The sequence below is a fragment of the Gracilibacillus marinus genome (assembly GCF_042651725.1).
Taxonomy (GTDB): Bacteria; Bacillota; Bacilli; order Bacillales; family Amphibacillaceae; genus Gracilibacillus; species Gracilibacillus marinus.
Genome location: NZ_JBHSDV010000001.1, coordinates 1,203,254 through 1,217,706 on the forward strand (window position 1 = coordinate 1,203,254; position 14,453 = coordinate 1,217,706).

Annotated in this window: 12 protein-coding genes; 9 read left to right on the top strand and 3 right to left on the bottom strand. The window is 33.5% G+C overall.

All coding sequences use genetic code 11. The features are described 5' to 3' along the window. Nucleotides 1–119: 119 nt before the first annotated feature. The 3 genes from ACFOZ1_RS05470 to ACFOZ1_RS05480 all read left to right on the top strand — a co-directional run bounded on the left by ACFOZ1_RS05470 (nucleotide 120) and on the right by ACFOZ1_RS05480 (nucleotide 4,520). A complete protein-coding gene (locus tag ACFOZ1_RS05470) occupies nucleotides 120–1,868 on the top strand; it encodes an ABC transporter ATP-binding protein (protein WP_390196833.1) in 1,749 nt (582 codons plus the stop codon). Between the two features lie 15 nt (nucleotides 1,869–1,883). Beyond that, entirely contained in the window at nucleotides 1,884–3,722 is a 1,839-nt protein-coding gene (locus ACFOZ1_RS05475) for an ABC transporter ATP-binding protein (protein ID WP_390196836.1), read from the top strand. 126 nt (nucleotides 3,723–3,848) lie between these two features. Beyond that, nucleotides 3,849–4,520, top strand: a complete 672-nt coding sequence (locus tag ACFOZ1_RS05480) for a potassium channel family protein (RefSeq protein WP_390196838.1) — start codon at nucleotides 3,849–3,851, stop codon at nucleotides 4,518–4,520. A gap of 38 nt (nucleotides 4,521–4,558) precedes the next feature. On the opposite strand, the gene rnjA is transcribed toward ACFOZ1_RS05480, so the two are convergent. Continuing rightward, nucleotides 4,559–6,226: a ribonuclease J1 gene (gene rnjA, locus ACFOZ1_RS05485; RefSeq protein ID WP_390196841.1), complete on the bottom strand. Its 1,668-nt coding sequence runs from the start codon at nucleotides 6,224–6,226 to the stop codon at nucleotides 4,559–4,561. Then, a complete protein-coding gene (locus tag ACFOZ1_RS05490; RefSeq protein ID WP_390196844.1) occupies nucleotides 6,223–6,438 on the bottom strand; it encodes a DNA-dependent RNA polymerase subunit epsilon in 216 nt (71 codons plus the stop codon). Before ACFOZ1_RS05490 ends, rnjA begins: the two co-directional genes overlap by 4 nt. A 517-nt stretch (nucleotides 6,439–6,955) precedes the next feature. On the opposite strand from ACFOZ1_RS05490, the gene ACFOZ1_RS05495 reads away from it, so the two are divergent. Next, the gene (locus ACFOZ1_RS05495; RefSeq protein ID WP_390196847.1) at nucleotides 6,956–7,729 is read left to right on the top strand and encodes a Cof-type HAD-IIB family hydrolase; all 774 of its coding nucleotides are present in this window, start codon (nucleotides 6,956–6,958) and stop codon (nucleotides 7,727–7,729) included. Between the two features lie 65 nt (nucleotides 7,730–7,794). Here the strand turns inward: ACFOZ1_RS05495 and def are convergent, their stop codons facing one another. Beyond that, nucleotides 7,795–8,349, bottom strand: coding sequence for a peptide deformylase (gene def / locus ACFOZ1_RS05500; RefSeq protein WP_390196849.1), 555 nt, complete (start codon nucleotides 8,347–8,349; stop codon nucleotides 7,795–7,797). A gap of 186 nt (nucleotides 8,350–8,535) precedes the next feature. Between def and ACFOZ1_RS05505 the strand changes: the two genes are divergently transcribed. The 5 genes from ACFOZ1_RS05505 (at nucleotide 8,536) to lpdA (ending at nucleotide 14,412) form a co-directional block, all read left to right on the top strand. Further along, nucleotides 8,536–9,180 carry a YkyA family protein gene (locus tag ACFOZ1_RS05505; RefSeq protein ID WP_390196851.1) on the top strand — a complete coding sequence of 215 codons (645 nt, stop codon included), beginning with the start codon at nucleotides 8,536–8,538 and terminating at the stop codon, nucleotides 9,178–9,180. A gap of 441 nt (nucleotides 9,181–9,621) precedes the next feature. Further along, on the top strand, nucleotides 9,622–10,704 hold the full coding sequence (pdhA, locus tag ACFOZ1_RS05510; protein WP_390196853.1) for a pyruvate dehydrogenase (acetyl-transferring) E1 component subunit alpha: 1,083 nt from the start codon (nucleotides 9,622–9,624) through the stop codon (nucleotides 10,702–10,704). 3 nt (nucleotides 10,705–10,707) lie between these two features. Next, on the top strand, nucleotides 10,708–11,685 hold the full coding sequence (locus tag ACFOZ1_RS05515; RefSeq protein ID WP_390196856.1) for an alpha-ketoacid dehydrogenase subunit beta: 978 nt from the start codon (nucleotides 10,708–10,710) through the stop codon (nucleotides 11,683–11,685). Between the two features lie 27 nt (nucleotides 11,686–11,712). Further along, complete coding sequence (locus ACFOZ1_RS05520; protein ID WP_390196859.1) at nucleotides 11,713–12,999, top strand: dihydrolipoamide acetyltransferase family protein; 1,287 nt, start codon at nucleotides 11,713–11,715, stop codon at nucleotides 12,997–12,999. A gap of 3 nt (nucleotides 13,000–13,002) precedes the next feature. Next, nucleotides 13,003–14,412 carry a dihydrolipoyl dehydrogenase gene (gene lpdA / locus ACFOZ1_RS05525; RefSeq protein ID WP_390196861.1) on the top strand — a complete coding sequence of 470 codons (1,410 nt, stop codon included), beginning with the start codon at nucleotides 13,003–13,005 and terminating at the stop codon, nucleotides 14,410–14,412. The last annotated feature ends 41 nt before the right edge of the window (nucleotides 14,413–14,453 follow it).

Consider the following 14,453-nt stretch of genomic DNA (forward strand, 5'->3'; position numbering starts at 1 on the left):
GAAGAGAAATTATGGTAAAAATATAATTAAAAAAATTTCAGAAATTAAGTCGAAATGGTAGCATTTTATTTCGGGAACCGTTATATTTATATTTACGTAAAAAAATGGGGGTGTACATAGTGGAAACATTTAAGAAACTAAAGCAATTTTATTGGCCTTTTATGAAGTATTTTTATTTATCTGTTTTTTCTGTTCTATTTGTAACCGTCATCACAGTTGTTTATCCGATTATATTACAGATAACAATTGATGATGTCGTATTGGGGGAACAATACAATTTAATCAAGTATATTGCAATTGTTTTTATTGGCCTAATGATTCTTAAAGGAATTGCGAATTTTTATCAACAATACTTAGGAGATTTATTTGGGATTAAATCTGTATTTGATCTTCGTAATGCATTATATAAAAAGTTGCAAAGGCTTTCTTTTACGTATTACGATAATGCGCGTACAGGTGATTTAATGTCAAGGCTTACGATGGATGTGGAAGGCTTTCGATTTTTTCTATCAGCAGGTTTTAAAGAATTAATTAGAGTGGCATTATTAATCATTATTAGTTTAAGTGTTATGTTTTATTATTCTGTACCATTAGCATTAGTAACGATGGCTGTTATGCCTTTTTTAATTGTTGTTGTACAAAGATTTGACAAAAAAGTGCATCCAGCTTTCCGAAGCATTAGAAAATCTTTAGGAAGTTTAAATACACGTATACAAGAAAATGTGAGTGGAATGAATACAGTAAAATCGCTGTCTAAAGAAGATTTTGAGATTGATCGTTTTTCTCATAATAACATTAATTATCGTGATGAGAATATTAAAACATCTAATATTTGGGCAAGATACTTTCCCTTAATGGAATTAATCGGGAACCTTAGTATGATTGCGCTGCTTGTATATGGTGGGTATTTAGTCATTAATGGAAGTCTCGCACTAGGTGAACTGGTTGCCTTTTTTAGTTTAGTTTCTTATATATTAGGACCGCTTATGCATTTAGGATTTATCGTGAATCAATTCTCACAAGCGAAAGCTTCTGGAGAAAGATTGCTAGAAATACTAGAAGCAAAAGAAGATATTATAGAAGAAACAGACCCACTAAATACAGATACAATACAAGGACACATCACATTCAAAGATGTTTCATTGACATATGTAGCAGAAGATGATGCGGCGTTGTCTCATATTAGCTTTGATGCACCTCCTGGAAAAGTAATTGGTTTAATTGGTCCAACAGGTGCAGGTAAGACGAGTATTACACAATTAATCACACGATTTTATGAACCGGATCAAGGTGTCGTGTACATTGACGGCAAACCAACTAGCTCTTATGAATTGAAAAAACTTAGAAAGCATATTGGGTTTGTTCTACAAGAGTCCTTTTTATTTTCTACTACAATTAAAGAAAATATTGCATACGGAAATCCGAATGCAAGTATGGAAGAAATTATTCAAGCGGCTAAAAGGGCGCAAGCACATGAATTTATCATGGAAATGCCAAAAGGATATGATACGATGCTTGGTGAGAGAGGAATGGGTTTATCTGGTGGCCAAAAACAACGTATCGCCATCGCTCGTGCCATATTAATTGATCCGAGAATATTGGTACTGGATGATGCAACATCCGCAGTTGATATGGAAACAGAATATCAAATTCAAAAAGCATTAAAAGAAGTGATGCAAGATCGAACGACGTTTATTATTGCACATCGAATTTCATCATTAAAACATGCTGATGAAATATTAGTATTAGATAGCGGGAAAATTGTAGAAAGAGGAACTCATGAACAGCTCATTAATCAAGATGGAGCATATCGAAGAATTTATGATATTCAATATAAAGACAAAGATATTGTGATGGAATCTATTTAAAGGGAGGGACACAAAATGAATAAGAATGCGACACAATCAGTAAAAAGAGAAGGTAGTCCACATTTGACACGCTTCTATTATCCGTTGGATCAAGCGGTAGAGAAACCTTTTAATTGGAAACAAATGTTACGTTTATTGGAATATTTAAAACCATATGCTAAAAATTTATTGCCTGCATCGATTTTGGCGATGTTAATATCAACAATAGTAAGATTGGTAGTACCTATTTTGATAGGAAAAGTGGCTATCGATCAGGCTATTGAAAACAAAGATACATCACTTTTAGCCTATTTAATCATTGGAATAGCCATTTTATATATTTTCAGTTATTTTGCTAATATGTTTCGGATTAAATGGGTAAATATACTAGGTCAACGTGTTATATATGATTTACGAAGAAAGTTATTTTCACACGTTCAACGATTATCACATAACTTTTTTGATAAACGTTCAGCAGGATCGATCCTTGTTCGAATTTTGAATGATGTGAATTCATTACAAGAATTATTTACAAATGGAATTATCAATTTGTTAATGGACATCATTATGTTAGTTGGTATTATCGTTATTTTGTTCGTATTAAGTCCACCACTTGCCTTAGCAGTATTAGTTATTTTGCCAATTATGTTTATAATTTCAACAAAATTGCGAAGAAATATACGCCGCTCATGGCAAGATGTTAGGATTCAAAAATCTCGTTTAAATTCCCATTTAAATGAAAGTATGCAAGGGATTCGTATTACACAATCTTTTGCGCAAGAAAAAGAAAATACAGAATTTTTTAATGGTGTGAATGGAGATAATTACGAAATGGAACGAATCGCGATGCGAAAAAGTTCTTATTTTGGTCCATTTGTTGAAATGAGCAATGCCATTGGAACAGTTATCCTTATCACATATGGTGCACATTTGATTTTAGTTGGATCGATAGATGTTGGTACATTTGTATCTTTTGCTTTTTATTTAGGAATGTTTTGGGAGCCGATTTCTAGATTAGGTCAAATATACAATCAATTGTTAGTGGCAATGGCATCATCTGAACGTATTTTTGAGTTTTTAGATGAACAACCAAATGTACACGAAAAAGAGAATGCAAAAGAATTTAAAGATATGAAAGGACATATTGAATTTGATAAAGTACAATTTTCTTATAATGAAGATAGAATTGCATTACACGAAATTTCACTTGAAATGAAACAAGGTCAAACGGTAGCATTAGTAGGTCATACTGGTTCTGGTAAATCTACAATTGCAAATTTAATCAGTCGTTTTTATGATCCGACCGCAGGGTCTGTGAAGATTGACGGAAATGATTTAAGGGAAATGAAATTATCAAGTTTACGAGAAAATATTTCTGTTGTTTTACAAGATACTTTCATTTTTTCTGGGTCTATAAAAGAGAATATCCGGTTTGGTAGACCAAGTGCTACAGATCAAGAAGTGATAGAAGCTGCGAAAATAGTTGGTGCAGATGAATTTATTCAACGTCTATCTAAAGGGTATGAAACAGAAGTAGAGGAGAGAGGGAATATCTTATCTGCAGGAGAAAGACAATTATTATCTTTTGCAAGAGCGTTACTTGCAAATCCTAAGATTTTAATTTTAGACGAAGCAACGGCAAGTATTGATACAGAAGCAGAAGTGAAAATTCAACAAGCATTAAGAAAGTTACTTAAAGGACGTACAGCAATTATGATTGCACATAGACTTTCTACGATTAGGGAAGCAGATAACATTATTGTGTTAGAACATGGGAAGATTCTTGAACAAGGAAGTCACCTTGATTTAATGAAGAGAAAAGGGGAATATTACCACCTTGTAAAATCACAATTTGATATGTTAGATGCACTATAAAAAGTTACAGGCATTTTCTGAGTCTAGAAAATGCCTGTTTTTATAACGAATAGTAAATCTTATTAAGTAAATGGATTAATATGTTAGAATAGATGTATTGGAATTGTGAACATTGGAGGAATTGTAATGAAACGAGAATTTGCAGTAATTGGATTAGGGCGATTTGGTGGGAGTATTTGTAGAGAGTTGAGTGCAGAAGGAATGGATGTCTTAGCAATAGATATTCATGAAGATAAAGTGAATGAATTTAAAAATATTGCAGCACATGCAGTCATTGCAGATACAACGGATGAAAATGTCTTAAAAGAATTAGGTATTCGGAATATTGACCATGTTATCGTAGCAATCGGGGATAATATCCAAGCAAGTATCTTAACAACGCTAATGTTAAAAGAATTAGGTATTAATAAAATTACAGTAAAAGCACAGAATGATTACCATGAAAAAGTCTTAAACAAAATTGGTGCTGATCATGTCGTACACCCAGAGAGAGATATGGGTAGACGTATTGCACATAGTATCATTTCAACGAATATATTGGATCATTTAGAATTGTCAGATGATCATAGTATTGTCGAAGTAAAAGCAGGAAAGAAAATGCATGGAAAAACATTGTTAGAGTTGGATATTCGAGCGCAATTTGGTTGTAATGTTGTTGCAATAAAAGAAGCAAATGAAAAGGGAATTAATGTATCGCCAATGGCAGATCAACAATTAGTAAAAGATGATATTCTGATTGTTATTGGAGCAGATAAAGATATTTCACGATTTGAGAAAAATTTAGTATTAGAAGATTGAAAAAAGGGAGCTTTGACAAAGCTCCCTTTTGCTATAAATCAAACTTCCATTATAATAGGTAAAATCATAGGTCTACGTTTTGTTTTTTCGTATAAATATGGTGCGATGGTGTCTGTAATTTCATTTTTGATTTCAGACCATTGAGTTGTTCTACGCTCCATTACTTTGTTCAAGTGTTTAGCCACTATTTTTTGAGCATCATTAATTAAGTCTTCAGATTCTCTCATATATACAAAGCCACGAGAAATGATATCAGGGCCTGATGCAATTTTGAACTCTTTCATATTAATACTAACAACAACAATAACTAAACCTTCTTGAGATAAAATGCGACGGTCACGTAAAACGATATTTCCTATGTCGCCAATACCACTACCGTCTACATATACAGATCCTGAAGGGATTTTACCTGCAATACTTGCTTGATCTTTACCTAATGCCAGCACTTCACCATTATCCATAATGAAGCTATTTTTAAATGGAATACCACAGCTTTCAGCTAATTTAGTGTGTTCTTTTAGCATGCGATATTCACCATGAATCGGCAAGAAGTATTTTGGTTGTATTAGACGTAACATCAATTTTTGTTCTTGTTGTCCACCGTGTCCAGACGTATGAATATCATTTAAAGGACCGTGAATGACATCAGCACCTGCACGGAATAATTGATCAATTATTCTACTTACACTGAGAGTATTTCCAGGGATTGGTGAAGAAGAAAATACCACAGTGTCGCCAGGAATAATTTGAATTTGGCGATGTGTTCCATTAGCAATACGAGAAAGTGCAGCCATAGGTTCACCTTGGGAACCTGTACAAAGAATCGTCACTTCATTTGCTGGTAATTGGTTTATTTGACTAGCTTCAATAAAAGTATTTTGTGGTGCTTTAATGTAGCCTAATTCTTGTCCAATTTTGATCGCACTTTCCATACTTCTTCCAAAAACAGCAATTTTGCGGTTATGTTTAACGGCTGCTTCCACAACTTGTTGCAAACGATGAATATTTGATGCGAATGTAGCAAAAATTAAACGCCCATCCACTCTAGAGAATATATCATTAATACTGTCACCAACTACACGTTCAGATAAAGTAAATCCAGGTACTTCACTATTCGTACTATCAGAAAGAAGACATAACACGCCTTCTTTACCGATTTCAGCCATTTTTGCTAAATTAGCTGGCTCTCCAACAGGTGTAAAATCAAATTTGAAATCACCTGTGTGTACAATATTACCTGGAGGTGTTTTTACAACAATACCATAGGAATCAGGAATACTGTGTGTTGTTCTAAAGAAAGAAACGGCTGTTTTTCTAAATTTAATAATGTCATCTTCTTGATATGTGTGTAATTTTGCTTTTCGTAAAAGTCCATGTTCATCCAATTTGTTTTTAATTAGTCCAATTGCTAACTTGCCTGCATATATAGGTATATTAATTTCACGTAATAAATATGGAATCCCACCGATATGGTCTTCATGTCCGTGAGTAATAAATAAACCTTTTATTTTATCTTGGTTTTGCACTAAATAGGTATAGTCTGGAATGACATAGTCAATACCTAACAATTCATCTTCAGGGAATTTGATACCAGCATCAATTAAAATAATTTCATCTTGAAATTGAACTGCATACGTATTTTTTCCAATTTCCCCTAGACCACCAAGTGCAAACACTGCTGTTTGATCATTTTTTACAAATTTCATGATTCATCGTTCTCCACTTTAAATGCAGGATTTTCCTTTTCAAAATCTAAATGATTGTCTTCAACTAATTGGATAAATTCAATATTTATATTTTTTGGTTTCACAATTTCACGGACTTCACGAATGGAATTTGCACGTACATACATGCTTTTGGTATGTTCACGTACAGGAATTTCTAATGGATCTTCTTGATATAATACTTTATAAATCATTCTATCTCTCCTTCATTTCTGCGATTATTTTTCTTTAGATCCTATGGTATGTTTGGATATATCGTTTTTTAATCTTGAACGTTGAACTGTAGTTGGAATACGTCTTCTTAATACATCTCGCCATCGTTTTTTAAGTTTTTCCTTCAAACGTTTTAACATAGTTACTTCCAACTCCTTCCTAATTAACATAGAAAGAAAAGTAAGTACTCAATGAACCGATCCAATCCCTATTACTTTCTAGTATAGTATGATTTTGATTATTTTGAAACAAATAAGCTAAAAGTTTTGAAAAGATTTTTTAATTCCAATTTATTCAAGCTATTTAAAAGCTATAATAATAGGTGATACAATCAGACGAATACCAAGTAACCTTACTTAGAAATTATAGTAATAGTTAGCTGTATAATATATATATTATATACTTGGTTAGTTCAAATAATACTTCCTTCCTTGATTATGATGTTATACTATTTTATGGGGACACAATCTTTTAAGTGAATAGAGAAGGAGAATGAACTTGAGTAAAAAAATCGTTTTTTTTGATATTGATGGAACATTATTAGATCATGATAAAAAAATTCCAGTATCAACGAAAGAAGCAATAGCAAAGTTGAAAGAGAATGGGATTATTGTCGCTATTGCAACAGGTAGAGCACCGTTTATGTTTCGTGAGATATTAGAAGAGCTTGATATACAATCATTTGTAAGCTTAAATGGTCAGTATGCTGTATATAATGGCGAAGTGATTCATGAACAACCATATTCTGAACAACAAATGTGTGAATTAGTTACATTCAGTAAAGATCATAATCACCCATTAGTTTTTCAGTCATCGGATGAAATGAGTTCAACCGTTTTAGATCATCCACATATTTTAGAAGGAATGAGTAGTCTTAAGCGAGAACAACCAAATGTAGACGAAGAATTTTATAAGAAGAAACCTGTTTATCAAGTTTTACTTTTTAACCAAAATTATGAGCAAAAAAAATATGAAGAAGCTTTTGATTATTTACGATTTGTTAGATGGCATGAATTTTCTTGTGATGTGTTACCGCAAAATGGATCAAAAGCACATGGCATCGAACAATTTATTCAACATCTGAATATAAATTGGGAAGATACGTATGCTTTCGGTGATGGTTTAAATGATATAGAAATGATTGAAAAAGTAAATTATGGTGTTGTAATGGGTAATGGAGAAGATGTCGTAAAAGAGAAAGCTTATTATGTTACTAGTGATGTAGCAGAAGATGGCATAAAAAAAGGGCTAGAAAAACTGAACTTAATCTAAAAACACTAGACCTACGTAACAATAGAAACTACGTAGGTCTAGTGTTTTATTGTATTATTGCCACATTATGCATCACAAGCAGTAGCATTCTCTGGAATTGTAAAAGGATTATCTTGATGGATATGGTCATAGAACATCACACCATTTAAATGATCAATCTCATGTTGAAAAACAATAGCAGCATAACCCTTTAATTTCAATTTTATCTCATTTAAGTCTTGATCAAATGCTTTAATTGTAATCTTTTCATATCTAGGGACATAACCAGGCACTTCTCTATCAACAGACAAACAGCCTTCTCCACCACTTAAATATGTTTTAGCAACAGAATGACTCACAATTTTTGGATTAAACAATCCGTAACTGTATTTTTTATCATTAAAGTCCTCAAAATGGACTGCAATCATTCTTTTACTTATACCTATTTGTGGAGCAGCTAAACCAACACCAGCACGTAGGTTATATTTCTTAGCTATTTCTTCATCTTGACTGTTTTTTAAATATGTTAGCATTTCTGCTAAAATTTGTTTTTCTTCCTCGCTAGGTGGTAATTGCACTTCTTTAGCAACTTCCCTTAATACAGTTTCTCCTTCTCTAACTATATCTTTCATTGTAATCAATGTTAGCACCTCATTTTATCTATTTTTCTCATGTGTGATGAGTTATAATTTAGGAATAATATAATATACTTTATACGTATATAGTTTATCATATAACGAAATATGGGAATGATACAATATTTTGCACTATAATTATGATATACTACAATAGTATCATGTCAATTTATATAAAGGGGATTATAGTAGATGAAAAAAATAGTATTACTTTTTGCATTAAGTATTATTCTTGCGGGTTGTAGCGGAGAAAATGCAGCAGACAAAATGTATGAGCATTTAGAAAAATCTGTTGAATTGGAACAACCTTTTGCTGATCAACAAGAACCATTTATGAAATTAGAAGAAGAAGATCAAACCATTTATAATGAACTTATTGAATTATCATCTGACGAAATGGACCAAATCAAAACATTGCAGGAAGAAGCTTTAACAAATATAGATAAGAGAAGAGAAATGTTAGCGACAGAAAAAGAAAGTATTGAAGCTGCTGAAAAAGAATTTGGCAATATAAGTGAGTATGTGCCTGAATTGAAAGAAGAAGTTGCTGCAAAAGCAGAAGAAATGGCAAAAGTGATGGAAGAAAGGTTCTCCACGTATTATAAACTGAACGAAGCATATCAAAATTCTTTGAATGAAGATGTGAAGCTATATGAATTATTCGTAAAAGAAGAGCTTACAGAAGAAGAATTAACAGAGCAAATTAATACAGTCAACAAATTATATGAAGAAGTTCTTGATTTAAATAATCAATTTAATGAATTAACAGATTCATACAACATTCTAAAAGAAGAATTTTATAAAGCTGCAGATTTAAATGTCGTATTTGAAGATTAACTCTCCAATTAATGGGGAGTTTTTTCTATTATTTAATTTTTTCGATTAAAGAATAAACTTGTGGAACATCTATTTTACACAGATATTTTTGTTTTGCTTTAAAATATTAATACAGTTATTAAATGAAATTGAAACAGATGGGAAAGTTATGGATTAAAAAGGGAAAGAAGACCTCTTAGAATACAGGATAAAAAAATATATAAAATGTTGCAAAGTGTTTGACCTAAGGACATGAATGAGCTAAACTATACATGAATAAAAATTGTACCAATATTTAATTGCTTTTTTTATGTAACAGTTTTTTTATTGTGACAATTGATTAAAAAAGCTTCATTAGGGTATAGCAATAATAATGTTTTTGGTACAGATTTTTTAATCTTTTGGGAAAGCTATTTCTGATAAATTAAAATTTGGGATTGAGAAAGGAAGAGGTGATTTTTTTTGAAACGTATTTTAGAAAACATTGAAGAACAATTTGAAACGTTTCAAATTCTGAATGAAGAAGGTAAAATCGTCAATGAAGATGCAATGCCTGATCTTTCAGATGAAGAATTAAAAGAATTAATGTATCGCATGGTTTATACAAGAATATTAGACCAACGTTCCATTGCTCTTAACAGACAAGGACGTTTAGGATTTTATGCACCAACAGCTGGTCAAGAGGCTTCACAATTAGGAACGCAATTTGCGTTAGAAAAAGAAGACTTCATATTACCAGGATATCGTGATGTTCCACAATTAATTTGGCACGGACTTCCTTTATATCAAGCATTCTTATTCTCACGCGGTCATTTTCATGGAAATCAATTCCCTGAAGGTGTCAATGCACTAAGTCCACAAATTATCATTGGTGCACAATATACACAAGCAGCTGGTGTTGCGATGGGTATGAAAAAACGTGGTAAAAAGGCAGTTGCAATCACTTATACTGGTGATGGTGGTACTTCACAAGGTGATTTCTACGAAGGTATTAACTTTGCGGGTGCTTATGATGCGCCAGCAATTTTTGTTGTGCAAAACAATAGATTCGCGATTTCAGTTCCTGTAGAAAAACAAACAAAAGCTAAAACGCTAGCTCAAAAAGCTATTGCAGCGGGAATTGATGGCGTGCAAGTAGACGGTATGGATGTTTTAGCAGTATATGCTGTTACGAAACAAGCTAGAGAACGTGCTATTAACGGTGAAGGTCCTACATTAATTGAGACACTTACTTACCGTTATGGTCCGCATACAATGGCAGGAGATGACCCAACACGTTATCGTACAGAAGATATGGATTCTGAATGGGAGAAAAAAGATCCAATCGTACGTTTCCGTAAATTCTTAGAAGATAAAGGATTATGGTCTGAAGAAGAAGAAAACAAAGTAATTGAAAAAGCAAAAGAAGAAATTAAAGCAGCAATCAAGAAAACAGATGAACAACCGAAACAAACAGTTACTGAACTGATTAATAACATGTATGAAAAACTTCCAGCTCACTTGGAGGAACAATTGGAAGAATATCAAGCAAAGGAGTCGAAGTAAATCATGGCTCAAATGACAATGATTCAAGCAATTACTGATGCTTTACGTGTAGAACTAAAAAATGATGAAAATGTACTAGTTTTTGGAGAAGATGTCGGCCAAAATGGTGGGGTTTTCCGTGCGACTGAAGGACTTCAAAAAGAATTCGGTGAAGATCGTGTATTCGATACGCCTTTAGCTGAATCTGGTATTGCAGGAATTGCGGTTGGTTTAGCAACACAAGGATACCGTCCAGTTCCAGAAATCCAATTCTTTGGCTTTGTCTATGAAGCAATGGATGCAATTAGTGGACAAATGGCTCGTTTGCGCTATCGTTCAGGTAACACAATGAATGCGCCAATTACGATTCGTTCTCCATTTGGTGGTGGTGTGCATACACCTGAGCTACACGCTGATTCATTAGAAGGCTTAGTTGCGCAACAACCAGGTCTAAAAGTAGTTATTCCTTCATCTCCATACGATGCAAAAGGTCTTTTAATTTCTTCTATTAGAGATAATGACCCTGTAGTGTTCTTGGAGCATATGAAATTATATCGTTCATTCCGTGAAGAAGTACCTGAGGAAGAATACACTATTGAATTAGGTAAAGCGGAAGTGAAACGTGAAGGTACAGATGTGACATTAATCGCTTATGGTGCAATGGTTCACTCTGCATTAAAAGCAGCTGAAGAATTAGAAAAAGACGGTATCGAAGCGGAAGTAATTGACTTACGTACAGTTATGCCAGTAGATTTCGAAACAATTTTGAAATCTGTTGAAAAAACAAACCGTGTTGTAATGGTTCAAGAAGCGCAAAGACAAGCTGGAATGGCTTCATATATCGTTTCACATATTCAAGAACGTGCAATCTTACATTTAGAAGCTCCAATTTTAACTGTAGCTGCACCAGATACTGTATATGCATTCACACAAGCAGAAGAAGTTTGGTTGCCAAACTACAATGATATTATTGAAAAAGTAAATAAAGTCATCAATTTCTAATACTAAACAAGACGGGAGGTCATCAGAATGGCTTTTGAATTTAAATTGCCTGATATCGGAGAAGGTATCCACGAAGGTGAAATTGTAAAATGGTTTGTTAAAGCAGGCGAAGAAATAAAAGAAGATGATGTACTATGTGAAGTACAAAATGACAAAGCAGTTGTGGAGATTCCTTCACCTGTTGATGGTACTGTAAAAGAAATACATTTTGAAGAAGGTTCTGTTGCAACAGTAGGTGAAACAATCATTACTATTGATGCAGAAGGATATGAAGATGCTGGTTCGGATGATACGAAAGAAGAAGTAAAAGAAGAACCTAAAGAAGAAGCAAAAGAAGAAAAAGCTGAAAAGACAGTAGCAAAAGAAGAACAAAAAGATCCAAATAACCGAGTAATTGCAATGCCATCTGTACGTAAATATGCACGTGACAATAATGTAGATATTACTGAGGTTTCTGGTTCTGGTAAAAATAATCGTGTCTTAAAAGAAGATATCGATGCATTCTTAAATGGTGGTTCAGTAGAAAAATCATCTTCTGAAGAAACAGATGTAAAATCAGAAGATAAAGCGACTGCTTCTAATAGTGGAGCTGCTTCTATTCCAGAAGGTGAATTCCCTGAAACACGCGAAAAAATGAGCGGTATCCGTAAAGCAATTGCTAAGGCGATGGTTAACTCTAAACACACTGCTCCTCACGTAACACTACACGATGAAGTTGATGTTACTGAGCTTGTTGCGCATCGTAAGAAATTCAAACCGATTGCTGCAGAACAAGAAATTAAATTAACATATTTACCATATGTTGTAAAAGCATTAGTTTCTGCACTTAGAAAATATCCAATTCTTAATGCTTCAATTGATGATGCAACAGATGAAATTGTTCAAAAACATTATTACAACATTGGTATCGCAGCAGACACAGATAAAGGTTTATTAGTACCAGTTGTTAAAAATGCTGATCGTAAATCAATTTTTGGTGTATCACAAGAAATTAATGAATTAGCAGGAAAAGCTCGTGATGGTAAATTAGCTCCAAACGAAATGAAAGGTGCTTCTTGTACAATCAGTAACATCGGTTCTGCTGGTGGTCAATGGTTTACTCCAGTAATCAATTATCCTGAGGCTGCTATTTTAGGTATTGGACGTATTGCTGAAAAACCTGTAGTTAAAAATGGTGAAATTGTTATTGCACCAGTATTAGCATTATCATTGAGTTTTGATCACAGAATTGTTGATGGGGCTACTGCACAAATGGCTTTAAATCAAGTGAAGAGATTATTAGAAGACCCACAATTAATTATGATGGAGGGGTAATAAATGGTAGTAGGAGATTTTCCAATTGAACTAGATACACTTGTTGTAGGCGCTGGACCTGGGGGATATGTTGCAGCAATTAGAGCAGCACAAACAGGCCAAAAAGTTACGATTGTTGAAAAAGGTGAACTTGGTGGTGTTTGTTTAAATGTTGGATGTATTCCATCAAAAGCACTAATCCAAGCTGGTCATCGTATGGAATATGCATATGGTGATGAAACTTTAGGGATTAAATCAGAAAAAGTAACTGTCGATTTCTCAAAAGTTCAAGAATGGAAAGCATCAGTAGTTAAAAAATTAACTGGTGGTGTCGAAGGGTTACTAAAAGGTAACAAAGTAGATATCGTACGTGGTGAAGTATACTTTGTTGACAAAAATACAGTTAAAGTAATGGATGATAAAAGTTCACAAACATATACTTTTAAGAACTGTATTATTGCAACAGGTTCTACACCAATTGAATTACCAACATTTAAATATTCTGAGCGTGTCTTAGACTCAACAGGTGCTTTGAATTTGAAAGAAATCCCTAAAAAACTTGTTGTTATCGGTGGGGGATATGTTGGAACTGAATTAGGTACAGCATATGCAAACTTCGGTACAGAAGTAACCATTTTAGAAGGTATGAAAGATATCTTAAGTGGATTTGAAAAACAAATGAGTGCTCTTGTTAAGAAATCATTGAAGAAAAAAGGTACTACAATCGTAACAGAAGCAATGGCTAAAGGTGTAGAAGAAACAGATAATGGTGTGAAAGTAACATATGAAGCAAACGGTAAAGAAGAAACTGTTGAGGCGGATTATGTATTAGTAACTGTTGGTCGTCGTCCAAATACTGCTGATATTGGCTTAGAGCAAGTTGGTATTAAAATGACTGATCGTGGTCTAATCGAAATTGACAACCAATGTCGTACAAGTGTAGACAATATTTTCGCTATTGGTGATATTGTTGCTGGACCTCCATTAGCTCATAAAGCTTCTTATGAAGGTAAGATTGCTGCAGAAGTAATTGCTGGAGAAAATGCGGAAATTGATTATAATGCAATTCCTGCAGTTGTATTCTCAGATCCAGAATTAGCTTCTGTTGGATATACGGAACAGCAAGCGAAAGAAGCTGGATATGATGTTGTTGCATCTAAATTCCCATTTGCAGCTAATGGTCGTGCATTATCTATGAATGCAAGCGAAGGATTTATGAAGCTTGTAACTCGTAAAGAAGACGGCTTGATTATTGGTGGCCAAATTGCTGGATCGAACGCAAGTGACATGATATCAGAAATTGGCTTAGCAATTGAAGCTGGAATGACAGCTGAAGATTTAGCATTAACAATACACGCACACCCTACATTAGGGGAGATTACAATGGAAACTGCAGAAGTAGCTATTGGAACTCCAATTCATATTGTAAAATAAATATTCATTAGAGCCTGCATTTGCAGGCTCTTTTGCTACAT

Excerpts from the sequence above, each read along its gene's own strand:
- ACFOZ1_RS05515 (WP_390196856.1), top strand. The coding sequence starts at position 10,708 with ATGGCTCAAATGACAATGATTCAAGCAATTACTGATGCTTTACGTGTA.
- rnjA (WP_390196841.1), bottom strand. The coding sequence starts at position 6,226 with ATGAAATTTGTAAAAAATGATCAAACAGCAGTGTTTGCACTTGGTGGT.
- ACFOZ1_RS05480 (WP_390196838.1), top strand. The coding sequence starts at position 3,849 with ATGAAACGAGAATTTGCAGTAATTGGATTAGGGCGATTTGGTGGGAGT.
- ACFOZ1_RS05475 (WP_390196836.1), top strand. The coding sequence starts at position 1,884 with ATGAATAAGAATGCGACACAATCAGTAAAAAGAGAAGGTAGTCCACAT.
- ACFOZ1_RS05505 (WP_390196851.1), top strand. The coding sequence starts at position 8,536 with ATGAAAAAAATAGTATTACTTTTTGCATTAAGTATTATTCTTGCGGGT.
- ACFOZ1_RS05520 (WP_390196859.1), top strand. The coding sequence starts at position 11,713 with ATGGCTTTTGAATTTAAATTGCCTGATATCGGAGAAGGTATCCACGAA.
- ACFOZ1_RS05490 (WP_390196844.1), bottom strand. The coding sequence starts at position 6,438 with ATGATTTATAAAGTATTATATCAAGAAGATCCATTAGAAATTCCTGTA.
- lpdA (WP_390196861.1), top strand. The coding sequence starts at position 13,003 with ATGGTAGTAGGAGATTTTCCAATTGAACTAGATACACTTGTTGTAGGC.